Genomic DNA, 12931 nt, shown 5'->3' with positions numbered 1-12931 from the left:
CATGCCCGCCGCACTGCGAAACGACTCCGAGGTCTCGCCGGCCGAACTCATCGGCGAGCTGGAGGCTCACGGGCTGACGGCACCCAGAGTGGGGCGGTGGCGACTGCCCCGCGAGGGCTATCGCCCCGCGGGCGAGGTCGTCCGCGACGAGACGGGGGCGCCGCTCGCGGCCGCGCTGACCAGCGGCCGCCCGGCGACGGCCGCCACGAAGATCGTCGACCTGTGGTGGCGCGACGAGACGGCGGCGGCGCACGCACTGGACGCGGTCATCGAGGGCGCACGCGCACGCGGCGACGTGGCCGTGAAGTGGGAGGTCGCGGCGGGCGCGGGCCTGCCCCCGTTCGCGACCGACCGGGGCTTCGTCGCGATGCGCCGGCCCTGGGCCGCCGTCGGCACCGAGACCGTAGACGGATACGTCCTGTGGCTGACCGCCGCCCCGCACGACGAGCCGGGGTACTACGCCCAGACGACGCTGTTCACGTGCGGCGCCGTCGCCGCGCTGATCGCATCGGAGGGAAGCGCCTCGGGCGGATTCGACGGCGGGGCCGGCGACCGCGATCGCGAGATCGACTTCTGGCGCAGTGCGAGCAACTACCCGGCGTGCGAACCGGTCGGTCTCGCCGTGGCACTCCACGACCGGCTCGCCGGTGCTCCCGTCGAGGTGGCGCTGGACCTCGAGGGCCCCGCGCTGCTGGAGGGCTTCGAGGGTTTCGACCGTTCGTTCCGCGCGGAACTGCAGGACGACTCCCTGCGCCAGGCGATCGCGCGCGGCATCCCGGTGCGCCGGGACCGGGTCGAGGTGGCCGAGATCGCCCGGCGCGTGGGCGAGGGCGAGCGTGCGTTGCTGCTCATCGACGAAGCCCCCATGCACGGCGAGGTCGGGCCGCACTGGATCGTCGCGCATGCCGTCGCCGGCGACGCCGTGGTCGTCGAGGACCCGTGGATCAACGTCGAGGCCGGCGAGACCTGGGTCGACACCCACGACCTGCCGGTCCACCCGCGCGATCTCGACCGCCTCGTGCGCTGGAGCGACGACGCCTACCGCGGTGTGATCTTCGCCCGAGTGGCGTAGCGGCCGCGGCCTCGGCATCCGTCTGGGTCCGTGCCCGGCGGCGTCGTGCTGAGAACAGGGGATCTGGCGGAGGCAGGACGTTTGGTCGGGGTTTTGTCCTGCGTTGGCGAGATCACCTGTTTTCGGCGAGGGATGCCGCGGCCGCGGCATCCGTCTGGGTCTTTGCCCGGCCGTGTCGTGCTGAAAACAGGGGATCTGGCGGAGGCAGGACGTTTGGTCGGGGTTTTTGTCCTGCGTTGGCGAGATCACCTGTTCTGGGTGAGTGATGCCGCGGCCGCGGCATCCGTCTGGGTCTGTGCCCGGCGGTGTCGTGCTGAGAACAGGGGATCTGGCGGAGGCAGGACGTTTGGTCGGGGTTTTGTCCTGCGTCGGCGAGATCACCTGTTCTGGGTGAGGGATGCCGTGGCTGCGGCATCCGTCTGGGTCTTTGCCCGGCGGCGTTCTGCTGAGAACAGGGGATCTGGCGGAGGCAGGACGTTCGGTGGCGGTTTTGTCCTGCGTTGGCGAGATCACCTGTTTTCGGCGACGGATGCCGCGGCCGCGGCATCCGTCTGGGTCTTTGCCCGGCGGTGTCTTGCTGAAAACAGGGGATCTGGCGGAGGCAGGACGTTTGGTCGGGGTTTTGTCCTGCGTTGGCGAGATCACCTGTTTTCGGCGAGGGATGCCGCGGCCCCGGCATCCGTCTCCTTCCCGTTCTGCGGGAATGAGCAGGGCGGAGTGGTCAGACCACAACTCCCGAAGAGGTAGCGTGGAAGGGTCCCCGAAACGATTCGAGAGGTATTCGTCATGCGTTCCCGCAGTACCGCCGTCCTGTCCATCCTCGCCGCCTCCGGCCTTCTGCTGGCCGGCTGCGCGTCGGGCCAGCCCGCAGCGACCCCCGAGGCCGCTCCGGCCGTGAGCGTCGTGGAGTCGTCGATCACCGAGCCCGCGGCGGTGGGCGAGCGCGTGGGCGTGGACGGCACCCAGCTCGAGGTCTGGAGCGGCATCGTCCCCGACGACGCGGCGGCCGGTGCGCTCGGCGACCCCGAGCCCGGCACGCGGTGGGTCACCGCGAACGTCGCCCAGTGGGTCTCGGTCGAGGGCCTCACTGGAGCCGAGCTCGCGCCCGTCCTGCGCTCGACGGCCGACGAGGCCTTCGCGGGCGTCGCGGTGCCGCAGCAGAACGCCGACGTGGTCCTCAAGCCCGGCCGCACGTACACGTTCGTGTGGAGCTACGCCGTTCCCGAGGCGCTCGTCGACCCCGAGGCCCTCGTGCTCTGCGTCGACACCGGCGACGAGGGCTGCAGCGTCCTCACCAAGTGATCCCGCGACGGCCTCGGCCGTCGCCGCGCCTGCGTTCGCGCCGTGCCCTTTCGGGTCACGGCGCGAACGTGTTTCAGGCGCCCGGTCGCCGCCCCCTATAGGACGGGCGCCGAGAGGAGGACGGATGCTGCGGATTCAGTCCGCGCGGTCGACCGCGCGCCGGGCATCGATCGCGCGCTGCCCTCGGCGGACGATGCCCACGACCCCGGCGACGAGTGCGATCGCTCCGAGGACCAGTACGACGTAGGCCACGACAGCGGCGGGCGAGAGCGACAGGGTCCAGTCCGCGAGAGCGGTGCGGCGGTCGGGGCTCACGGTGACCCACAGGGTCACGGCGGCGACGGCCGCGAACGCGGCGCCCCAGATGATCGCAGCCCAGCGCGTGCGAGGGCGCGCGGTCGCCGGGCCGCCGGCCGGAGCAGCCTCGCCCGAGAGGGCCGCGACCTCGTACGGCAGCGTCGGGCCGGCAGCGGACCCGGCGTCCGGCGTCGGCGGCAGGAGGGAGGTCGTGTCGGTGGGGGTGGCGTCGCTCATCGGTCTTCCTCCGACTCGTAGATGGTCACGTACACGTGGCCGACGGCCTGGTCGAGCACGATGCGCTGGCGGGTCTCGGCATCGCCGGCCGCCGTCGTGTTGCGCACGAACCACTCCCATTCCGCGGTTCCGTCCGGCGCTTCGTGCGGGTAGATCACGCCCTCGTCGAGGAACCCGGACTGCATGCCGATGCGGCTGTAGCTGACGCCGCCACCACCCAGGCGGGCCTCGAGGTCGAGGATCGTGCCGGGGTTGACGGTGATGTAGGTGTCGCCATTCCCCTTGCGCAGGGTGATCGTCCCCGCCTCGACCGGCTCGCGCTCCGACAGCGAGCTGAGATGGACCTCGGTCCGGCCGAACGGCTGTGTGACCGAGACCGGCTCCGTGCTCGTGCCGAGAAAGATGTCGCCCACAGCGAGGCTGCGGGGGCCGGATGCCACAGCCGTCGTGATGCCGGCGACCACCAGCACGATCGTCACGGCCGTGAGAAAGCCGCTGCGACGGCGCACGATGCCCGCGACGATCATCGCGAGCGCGGTCACGAGCGCTCCGGCGAGGAGACCGATGGCTGCCGCGTACGGGGCGGTCGCGGCATCCGTCAATGCGATCAGCACGCTCACGGCGCCGGTCACGATCGCCGCGCCCAGCGCGGTGAGGGCGAACACGAAGCTCGTGCGGGGCTTGGTGGCGCGGCGGATGCGACGGCGCTCCTCGGCCTCGGCCGCGAAGGCCGCGCCGGCGGCCTCGCGCTCGCGCCGGGCCTGCTCGCGGGCCGCGCGCTCGGCGTCCTGCTGGCTGCGGCGCCACGCGTCGCTCTGCTCGCGCCACGCCTCGTGGTTCGCGCGCCACTGTGCGACCTCGGCGTCGTCGGCGAGCGCGCCGGGGGGCGCCGGCTCGATCGGCGCCGCGGGCTCGGGCGGCTCGAGGCCGGCCGCCGGCGGCTGCAGGGCGACCGTGGGCGCCGTCGTCGCGGCGGTGGCGGCATCCGGATCGGGTGCCGACGAAGGAGACGTAGAGAGATCATCCGTCGCGGCTGCGGAGTTCGCGGACCCGGCCGGCGCCCGACCGGCCGAGTCCGCATCACCCCCGGCGGTCGCCGCGAATGCGACGGCCGCGTCGTCACCCGAATGCGACGCGGCCTGCGCCGGGTCGGACTCCGCGGAAGCCTGTCGCGGAGCCCGGGCGTGCCGGTCGGACCGAGCCGACCGGACGATGAGGAACACAGCACCCCCGATGAGGGCGAGCGTGAGGATGACGCCGATCCCGCCGAACGGCGTGCCGAGGTCCCAGATCGGGAGCCCGTAGCCGCCGCCGAAGGTCGCCCACACCGGCCAGAGAGCGGCGTTCCACAGCCACGGCACGACGGGGACGAAGCTCAGGACCGTGAGGATCAGGATGCCGATCATCGCGGGGTCGAAGCGCCCGTGGAAGAGCTCCCGCAGGTGGATGCGGCCCACGGCGTCGGGCAGCAGGGCCCACGCGATCGCGTAGATCAGCAGCGCGGGGAATCCCAGCACCGCGACGACCGCGAAGATGCCGCGCACGATGATCGGATCGATGCGCAGGCGCGCCGCGAGCCCGCCGCAGACGCCGCCGAGCCACGCATCGCCGCGCACGACGCCGAGGCCCCGCACCCACGAGAAGAACCGGTCGGAGCCCGTCGGGAGGCCGGGGGGAGCGGGCGGCGGCGGTCCCGGATCGACGGGAGGCGAGGCGGTGGTGTCGGTCATGCGTCCAGCCTGGCGGCAGTGCCGAGGCCCGTGCCATGGGGTGATCCCCTGACTCGACCCTGATCTCGTGCGCCGGGGGTCGGGGTCCGGGCCCGGTGGATGGTTTGATGGCGGCATGGCCCCCCACGCGCTGACCCCGGATGCCGCGGCTCCTCCACGCGCTGTGCGCGGGTCGCGCGGAGCGTCGGGCCGGCGGACCTCGGCGGCGGCCCTGGCCCGCGCGCACGACCGGGCCGAGCGTGCGCGTGTGCGTGCGGCATCCGTCCGACCTGTCCTGCGGCGTCCGCGCGACTGCGCCGTCTCGGGGGTCTCGGCGGGGCTCGCACGGCATCTCGGCTGGCCGCTGTGGCTGGTGCGTGCCGCCTTCGTGGCCCTGACGTTCGTGTGGGGCGCCGGAGCACTGCTCTACGCCTGGCTGTGGGTCTTCACGCCGTGGGACGACCCGACCACCGAGGACGAAGCGCCGACCCATCGCGTGCCGGTGGCCTGGATCCTCACCGCGCTGTCGCTCGTCGCCGCGGTGGTGACGGTGTCGGGCATGGCGCTGTTCGCCGGCAACGGCGTCTCGCTCGAGGCCGTCCCGCTGTGGGTCGACGGCGTGCTGATCGTCACCGCGTTCGCCGCGGGCGCGGGCGTGTGGGCGACGCTCGTGGACCGGCGCGACCCCTCGCGCGGTCCGCGCCACGAGACCGCCGTGCGGATCACGGTGACGGCGGTGCTCGCCGTCGTGCTGATCGCGCAGCTCGCGACGCTGCGGCAGACCGGCATCGCCGGGTTCGTGCTCGCGTTCGTCCTCATCGTCGGGCTGGTGCTCGTCTATTCGTCGACGCTCATCGGCAAGTGGCGCGAGCTCGCGGGGGAGCGCGTGCGGCGCATCCGCGAGGAACAGCGCGCCGAGATGGCCGCGCACCTGCACGACTCGGTGCTGCAGACCCTCGCGCTCATCCAGAACCGTGCCGGCGCGTCGACCGAGGTGGCCCGCCTCGCCCGCGCGCAGGAGCGCGAGCTGCGCGCGTGGCTCTACGACGGCGATGCCCCGGCCGACAGCGACCTGCCCACCGACCTGCGCGACTATGCCGCGGCGCTCGAGCTCGACTATCCGGTGCGCATCGACGTCGTCTCGGCCGGGCTGCCGGCCGAGCGCGCGAGCGGTGAGGTCGCCGCGGCCTCGCGCGAGGCGATGCTCAACGCGGCACGGCATGCCGGCGGCGAGGTCTCGGTGTACATCGAGGGCAACGCGACGGCGGTCGACGTGTACGTCCGCGACCGCGGCCCCGGGTTCGACCTCGAGAGCGTGCCGGGCGACAGGCTCGGCATCCGTGAATCCATCGTGGGCCGCATGCGGCGCGCGGGCGGATCGGCGACGGTCCGCCGCGGAGCGGGCGGCGGCACCGAGGTGCATCTGCGGTTCGCGAACGACGCGACGGCGACGAAGGATGCCGCAGCAGCGGAGGTGCGCCGTGGCTGAGTCGCCGGTGCGCGTGGTGATCGTCGATGACCACTCCATCTTCCGGTCGGGCCTGCGCGCCGACCTCGACGCGTCGATCGAGGTGGTGGGCGAGGCGGCGGATGTCGCGGCCGCGGTCGCGGTGATCGAGGCGAGCCGGCCCGACGTGGTGCTGCTCGACGTGCACCTGCCGTCCGGTGCGGGGGCCTCGGCGCCGGATGCCTCGGGTGGCGAGGCGGTGATCCGCGCCGCTGCGCCGGGGGCTCCGGCGACGCGCTTCCTCGCGCTGAGCGTGTCGGATGCCGCCGAAGACGTGGTGCGCGTCATCCGTGCGGGCGCCCGCGGCTACATCACGAAGGGGTCGTCGGGGGCGGAGGTGAGCCGCGCCGTCCACGCCGTGGCCGAGGGGGATGCCGTCTTCTCGCCGCGGCTCGCGGGCTTCGTGCTCGACGCGTTCGGGGCGCCGGTCGGCGAGACCGCCGCGACCAGCGACGAGCTCGACCGACTGTCGGCGCGCGAGCAGGAGGTGATGCGGCTCATCGCCCGCGGCTACGCCTACAAGGAGGTCGCCGCCGAGCTGTTCATCTCGATGAAGACCGTCGAGTCGCACGTGTCGGCCGTGCTGCGCAAGCTGCAGCTGTCGTCACGCTACGAGCTCACGGCGTGGGCGTCGGAGCGCCGTCTGCTCTGACGGACCCGGTCGTCGAGCGCCCCTCACAGGAACCGTGACGCGAGCCGAACGCCCCGGCGCCGCCGAACTGCGCGATGTCGGCGCCGCGACCTACACTTGACAGGTTATGACCGACGCCTCCACGCCCATCATCGTCGGCTCAGATCGCGGCCCCCGGGTCTCCGGCGCGCGGCCCGACGAAGACCTTCTCGCGGGCCTCAACCCGCAGCAGCGCGAGGCCGTCACCTACCGCGGCCAGGCGCTGCTCATCGTGGCGGGCGCGGGGTCGGGCAAGACGAGCGTGCTGACGCGACGGATCGCGTCGCTGCTGCGAGCGCGCGAGGCGTGGCCGAGCCAGATCCTCGCGATCACCTTCACCAACAAGGCCGCCGGTGAGATGCGCGAGCGCGTCGAGCACCTGGTGGGCGACGCCGCGCGCGGCATGTGGATCTCGACGTTCCACTCGGCGTGCGTGCGCATCCTGCGGCGCGAGGCCGAGCAGTTCGGCTTCACCAAGGCGTTCACGATCTACGACTCGGGCGATTCGCGCGCCCTCATCAAGCGGCTCGTGAAAGAGCACGAGGCCGACGCCTACGGGCTGACGCCCGCCGCCACGCAGGGCAAGATCTCCAAGCTCAAGAACGAGCTGGCGGATGCCGAGTCCTACGCCCGCTCCGCGAACATGAGCGACCCTGCCGAGCGCGTGTTCGTCGAGCTGTTCGCGGCGTACCAGCGCGAGCTGCAGCGCGCCAACGCCTTCGACTTCGACGATCTCATCGCGCAGACGGTGTTCCTGTTCCGTGCGTTCCCGCACGTCGCCGACGTGTACCGCCGGCGGTTCCGGCACGTGCTGGTCGACGAGTACCAAGACACCAACCACGCGCAGTATGCGCTGATCCATGAGCTCACCAGGCCTCCGGGCACGGACGCCGCGCCCGTCGCCGGCGCCGGCGCCGGCGGCATGATGATCTTCGACGCCGAGCCGGCTGCCGACGACGGCGCATCGCTGACCGTCGTCGGCGACTCCGACCAGTCGATCTACGCCTTCCGCGGCGCCGACATCCGCAACATCAGCGAGTTCGAGAAGGACTTCCCCGGCGCGAAGGTGATCCTGCTCGAGCAGAACTACCGCTCGACGCAGAACATCCTCTCTGCCGCGAACGCCGTCATCAGCCACAACTTCGACCGCAAAGACAAGCGGCTGTGGACCGACGTCGGCGAGGGCGAGAAGATCGTCGGCTTCACCGGCTACTCGCAGCACGATGAGGCGCAGTTCGTGGCCGACGAGATCGAGACCCTGCATCGCGATGGCGTGGACTACTCGCAGATCGCGGTGTTCTATCGCACGAACTCGCAGTCGCGTGCGCTGGAAGAGATCTTCATCCGCTCGGCGCTGCCATACAAGATCATGGGCGGCACGAAGTTCTACGAACGCGCCGAGATCAAGGACGCCCTCGCGTACCTCGTCGCCGTGGCGAACCCGGCCGACGAGATGGCGATGCGCCGCATCATCAACAGACCGCGCCGCGGCATCGGTGACGTCACGATCGAGACGATCGCGCGCTACGCCGCCGACCAGCAGATCACGTTCCGCGACGCGCTCGCCAACTCGTCGGCGCTGGGCGTCGGCCCCAAGATCCAGGCGGCCATCGCGCATCTCGACGCGGTGCTGGCAGAGGCATCCGCCCTCGTGCTCCCGGAATCGGGAGAGCTCGCGCCGCCGACCGCCGTCGCCGACGGGCTGCAGCTGCTGCTGTCGAAGAGCGGGTACTACGACGCGCTGCGCGCGAGCAAGGACGCGCAGGACGAAGCCCGCATCGAGAACCTCGACGAGCTCGTCGCGGTGGCGCGCGAGTTCGCGCGCAACAACCCCGAGGGCACGATCCTCGACTTCCTCACCGAGGTGGCGCTGGTGTCGGATGCCGACGACCTCGAAGACGCGTCGGGCTCGGTGTCGCTCATGACGATGCACACGGCGAAGGGCCTCGAATACGACGCGGTGTTCGTCACCGGCGTCGAGGAGGACCTCATTCCGCATCGCATCTCGGCGGGGGAGCCGGGCGGTCCGCAGGAGGAGCGGCGACTGTTCTACGTGGGCATCACGCGCGCACGCAAGCGCCTGTACCTGTCGCTCGCGATGACCCGCGCGCAGTTCGGCGAGGTGACGGTGGCGATGCCGAGCCGGTTCCTGCAAGAGATCCCGGCCGAGCTGCTGCACTGGCGCCAGTCGCCCGGCGACGTCAACTCGCGCGGCGGCACGCAGTCGCGCGCGCTCAACGCGCGGCGGGGTTCGGGATCGGGCTTCGGCGGTTCGGGCGGCGGCCGGCGCTACGGCGACGACCTGGTGCCGCTCGCGCGTCGTGAGCCGAGCGGAAACCTGGAGCGCTTCGCGAACAAGATCCCCGCCAAGGTGCGCGACAACGGCGACCTCGAGCTCGCCCCGGGCGACCGCATCCGTCACGACGACTTCGGCGAAGGACGAGTGGATGCCGTCACCGGCGAGGGCGCGAAGCGCGTGGCCCACGTGCGATTCGACTCGGCCGGTCCGAAGAAGCTGCTGATCAAGATCGCCCCGATCCAGAAGCTCTGACGAGTTATCCACAGCGCGCTGCTCGCCGCCACCGGCTCTGCCAGGATGAGCCTCACGCGCGACATCCGTCGTGCCGTCCCTGAGCACGCGCAACGGAGTGTCGATGTCGTCAGCCTGGAACCGAACCGGTTCTCGTCTTGTCGCCTGGGTGCTCGCCGCCCTCGTTCTCATCGCAGGCGCTGTTGCCGCGACACCCGCTCACGCGGAAGAGAGCGGGTCGATCTCGGGTGTGGTGACGGATGAAGCCGGAGTGGCCGCGCCGGGTGTTCACGTCGTCGCGTACGCGCCGAGCGCGTGGGGTTCGTGGAGCTGGTACTCCTCGACGTATGCGGGCGAAGACGGGAGCTATGCGATCGAGGATCTGCCTGACGGCGAGTACCGCCTTCAGTTCGACCCGTCGTTCTCTGCGTCGTCGCACCTCGTGCTGGAGTGGTGGCAGGACGCATCGGACTTGCTGTCGGCGACGACCGTGACGGTCGCAGAGGGCGGCGCCGTCACCGGGGTGAGCCCGATCCTCGCCGCCGGAGGGTCGGTGTCCGGCGTCGTGACCGATGAACACGGCGCTCCGATTCGCGGCGTCTCCGTCCGCGCCTACGCCGCCACGGGATGGGCGGTGTCGTACACGGTCTCCGACGAATCCGGGGCGTACCTGCTGGCCGGACTCGGCGAGGGCGCGTACCACATCGAGTTCTTCCCGCTCCTCGACAGCGGGCCGGTTGCCGGCGAGTGGTGGAACGATGCGGCCTCGAGGGCTGATGCGACGCCCGTGGCCGTGACGGCGGGCGCGAACACGTCCGGTGTGGATGCCGTGCTCAGTGCCGCCGGGACCATCACCGGCGTGGTGACCGACGAAGCCGGCGCTCCGGCGCCAGACGTCTTCGTGGCCGTGTATCGTGCGGCGGCGGACGGCATCGGCGACTGGGTGGAATCGAGGATGACGGACGCATCCGGGGCGTACTCGATCCCCGGGCTGCCCGCCGGCGACTACAAGCTGAACTTCTCGACCTCGGGACCGCTCCTCGGCGAGTGGTACGACGATGCGGCCGACGCGGCGTCCGCGACCGTGGTGACTGTGACCGGCGGGTCGGCGACGACCGCCGACGCTCAGCTCACGGTCGGCGCCTCGATCTCGGGCGTGATCACGACCGAGTCGGGCGAGCCCGTCTCGAACGCCACCGTGTGGGTCGGACGCATCACGCCGGACGGTCTCGCGCCGGCGATGGGCGCCGGCAGCGCGCCCGACGGAACCTACTCCCTTGCCGGGCTCGCGCCCGGACAGTACAAGGTGCGGTTCGAGACGAGTTGGGCGACCCCCAGCGTCGTCAGCGAATGGTGGGATGGTGCCGCCACCGAAGAGCAGGCGACGGTGCTGACGCTCGAGTCCGGAAGTGTCGCGACGGATGTGAACGCCCGGCTCTCCGCCGGTGCGACGATCTCGGGTGTCGTCCGCGATGGCGGTGGGTCGCCGATGTCCGGCGTCGAATTCGCGGTTCACGACGCCTCCGGAGACTGGGTGCAGAACGGGTCGACCGGCATGGACGGCTCGTACACGGCGCGCGGCCTGGATTCCGGCGCCTACCGGCTGAGCTTCACGGAGTGGCTCGGCGACGGCTCCGTCCTACGCGAGTGGTGGAACAACGCCGCCGACTTCGCCTCCGCTGACGACGTGATCGTGGGTGCGGGCGAAGTGCGCAGCGATGTCGACATCACGCTGTCGGTCGATGACGGCTCGGTTCTCGAGACGTACTCGGCTGTGCTTTCGGGAGTCGTCACCGATACGCTCGGCAATCCTCTCCCGGATGTCGAGGTCTCGGTCGAGGGAGAGCTCTGGGGTGACCGCACCAGCACCGACGAGAACGGAGCGTGGGCGATGCGGTCGATCCCCTCAGGCCCGTACCGGGTGGGGTTCCGAGCCGAGATCGGAGGTGTCACGTACACCACGTGGTGGGACGGTGCGGACGACCGGGAATCGGCATCCGTCATCCGACTCGGCGTCGGCGAGCAGCGCACCGGGATCGATGCCGTGCTCGGTGCGTCCGTGCTGCCGGTCCTCGAGTCTTCGACGCCGAAGATCACCGGCGCCGTCCGCGTGGGCGCGACGGTGAAGGCTCACCCGCGCGAGTGGACGGCCGGGACGCAGTTCACGTACCAGTGGCTCGCAGACGACGTCCCGATCCCGGGAGCGACCGAGGCATCGCTGGTCGTGACGTCGGATCTCGCCGGCGCGCGCCTGAGTGTCGTCGTTGTGGGGTCGCTCGCGGGCTACCAGAATGTCGCGCAGACTTCTGCGGTCACCGAGCCGGTTCGCGGACGATAGTCCCCGGGCCGCACCGCCGGACCGGCCTCGTGCGCTCGCACGGCTCGGTCCGGCGGGCGACCTCGGTCGTTGCGTCGTCCCGGGTTCGCTCAGTCGCCGGAGCGCTCGACGAGCAAATGGTGGTGGGCAAGGCGGCGCAGGGCGAGCATGACGGGCTCGTAGAGCGCTGTGCCGAGCACGGCGTACGACACCGCATTCTCGAGCGGCATGGAAGCGACGGGCGCGATCTCGGCCCTGGCCACCTGGGTCATCGCGTCGGCGTACCGCCGCAGGACGGCGGGCGAGGCATCCAGTCCCGCCCCCTCCAGGGCGCCGAGCGCCTCATCGAGCTGTGCGACCGCGGTGAAGTCGGGATCGTAGGTGAGTCCGAGCTCGGCGATCGCGGCGCGCGCTCGCGGGTAGTCGTCGCGGTCGCCGTCCACGTACGGGGGCAGCGCGCCCACAGCCCGGCCGAGCGTCTCGATGGGGTCGCCGACGGGGGCGTCGATGAGACCGAGGATGTCGCGCACACGCGACAGCGGAAGTCCGCGCACGTCCGCGAGTGCCGCGATGAGCCGGAGACGCGACAGGTGCTCGTCGCTGTACTCGGCGCGCGTCGCCGACACCGCCTCTCCGCGAGGGAGCATGTCCTCTCGGATGTAGAACTTCACGGTCGCGACGGGCACGCCACTGCGCTCCGACAGTTCTGAGATCTTCATGGCGCCTCCGGGTCCAATGTTGGATACTATAGCTATCCAACATTGGACACTGGCACTATCCAAGGGAGACCGCCATGGACCCGATCCTCACGATCGTCGCCGGAGCGACGATCCTCACCGTCATCGGCATCATGTCGGGCGGCACTTTCCTGCTCCGCATCGCAACAGGCGGACTGCCGTTCAACGGACTGCAGAAGACGTTCTTCCGCGCCGGACACGCGCACGCGGGCGTGCTCGTCATCCTCGGGCTCGTGAGCCTCCTGCTGACCTCCGCCGTGGACGCGAGCCTGCCGTGGCAGTGGGCATCGGTCGGGGTGCTGGTCGCCGCGATCCTCATCCCCGCGGGGTTCTTCCTGTCGGTGCTCGGTCGCGACCCGGAGCGCCCGGGCCGGGCGATCGCGCTGCTGTGGGTGGGCGTCGTCGTGCTCGCGGCATCCCTCCTCGCCGTCGGAATCGGCGTCATCGCCGCCGGAGTCGCGGCGCTGGGCTGAGCCCGCGTACCGTTCTCAGGAACACTCTGCCCACGGCGACCTGCGCGCCGCGGAAAACCGCCACTGACAGGGCGCGCGGT

At 71.4% G+C, this 12931-nt stretch carries 10 protein-coding genes; 7 read left to right on the top strand and 3 right to left on the bottom strand.

Going from position 1 to position 12931, the window contains the following annotated elements; translation table 11 throughout:
* Nucleotide 1: 1 nt before the first annotated feature.
* Both IM778_RS13000 and IM778_RS12995 read left to right on the top strand, forming a co-directional pair.
* The gene (locus IM778_RS13000; RefSeq protein ID WP_194409281.1) at nucleotides 2-1072 is read left to right on the top strand and encodes a peptidase C39 family protein; all 1071 of its coding nucleotides are present in this window, start codon (nucleotides 2-4) and stop codon (nucleotides 1070-1072) included.
* Between the two features lie 786 nt (nucleotides 1073-1858).
* Nucleotides 1859-2374, top strand: coding sequence for a hypothetical protein (locus IM778_RS12995; RefSeq protein ID WP_194409280.1), 516 nt, complete (start codon nucleotides 1859-1861; stop codon nucleotides 2372-2374).
* 135 nt (nucleotides 2375-2509) lie between these two features.
* On the opposite strand, the gene IM778_RS17785 is transcribed toward IM778_RS12995, so the two are convergent.
* Both IM778_RS17785 and IM778_RS12985 read right to left on the bottom strand, forming a co-directional pair.
* The gene (locus tag IM778_RS17785; protein WP_228484545.1) at nucleotides 2510-2908 is read right to left on the bottom strand and encodes a hypothetical protein; all 399 of its coding nucleotides are present in this window, start codon (nucleotides 2906-2908) and stop codon (nucleotides 2510-2512) included.
* Entirely contained in the window at nucleotides 2905-4638 is a 1734-nt protein-coding gene (locus IM778_RS12985; RefSeq protein ID WP_194409279.1) for a PspC domain-containing protein, read from the bottom strand. Before IM778_RS12985 ends, IM778_RS17785 begins: the two co-directional genes overlap by 4 nt.
* A gap of 115 nt (nucleotides 4639-4753) precedes the next feature.
* Between IM778_RS12985 and IM778_RS12980 the strand changes: the two genes are divergently transcribed.
* The 4 genes from IM778_RS12980 to IM778_RS12965 all read left to right on the top strand — a co-directional run bounded on the left by IM778_RS12980 (nucleotide 4754) and on the right by IM778_RS12965 (nucleotide 11662).
* Nucleotides 4754-6106, top strand: coding sequence for an ATP-binding protein (locus IM778_RS12980; RefSeq protein ID WP_194409278.1), 1353 nt, complete (start codon nucleotides 4754-4756; stop codon nucleotides 6104-6106).
* Nucleotides 6099-6776, top strand: coding sequence for a LuxR C-terminal-related transcriptional regulator (locus IM778_RS12975; protein WP_228484544.1), 678 nt, complete (start codon nucleotides 6099-6101; stop codon nucleotides 6774-6776). Before IM778_RS12980 ends, IM778_RS12975 begins: the two co-directional genes overlap by 8 nt.
* Before the next feature lie 106 nt (nucleotides 6777-6882).
* Nucleotides 6883-9345 carry an ATP-dependent helicase gene (locus IM778_RS12970; protein ID WP_194409276.1) on the top strand — a complete coding sequence of 821 codons (2463 nt, stop codon included), beginning with the start codon at nucleotides 6883-6885 and terminating at the stop codon, nucleotides 9343-9345.
* Between the two features lie 148 nt (nucleotides 9346-9493).
* Complete coding sequence (locus IM778_RS12965; RefSeq protein ID WP_194409275.1) at nucleotides 9494-11662, top strand: carboxypeptidase regulatory-like domain-containing protein; 2169 nt, start codon at nucleotides 9494-9496, stop codon at nucleotides 11660-11662.
* Nucleotides 11663-11751: 89 nt separating this feature from the next.
* On the opposite strand, the gene IM778_RS12960 is transcribed toward IM778_RS12965, so the two are convergent.
* Nucleotides 11752-12360: a MerR family transcriptional regulator gene (locus IM778_RS12960; protein ID WP_194409274.1), complete on the bottom strand. Its 609-nt coding sequence runs from the start codon at nucleotides 12358-12360 to the stop codon at nucleotides 11752-11754.
* Between the two features lie 74 nt (nucleotides 12361-12434).
* Here IM778_RS12960 and IM778_RS12955 point away from each other — a divergent pair, with 74 nt between their 5' ends.
* The gene (locus IM778_RS12955; protein ID WP_194409273.1) at nucleotides 12435-12851 is read left to right on the top strand and encodes a hypothetical protein; all 417 of its coding nucleotides are present in this window, start codon (nucleotides 12435-12437) and stop codon (nucleotides 12849-12851) included.
* The last annotated feature ends 80 nt before the right edge of the window (nucleotides 12852-12931 follow it).

The organism is Microbacterium cremeum, assembly GCF_015277855.1.
Lineage (GTDB): Bacteria > Actinomycetota > Actinomycetes > Actinomycetales > Microbacteriaceae > Microbacterium > Microbacterium cremeum.
This window is presented reverse-complemented; position numbering and strand designations above follow the sequence as displayed.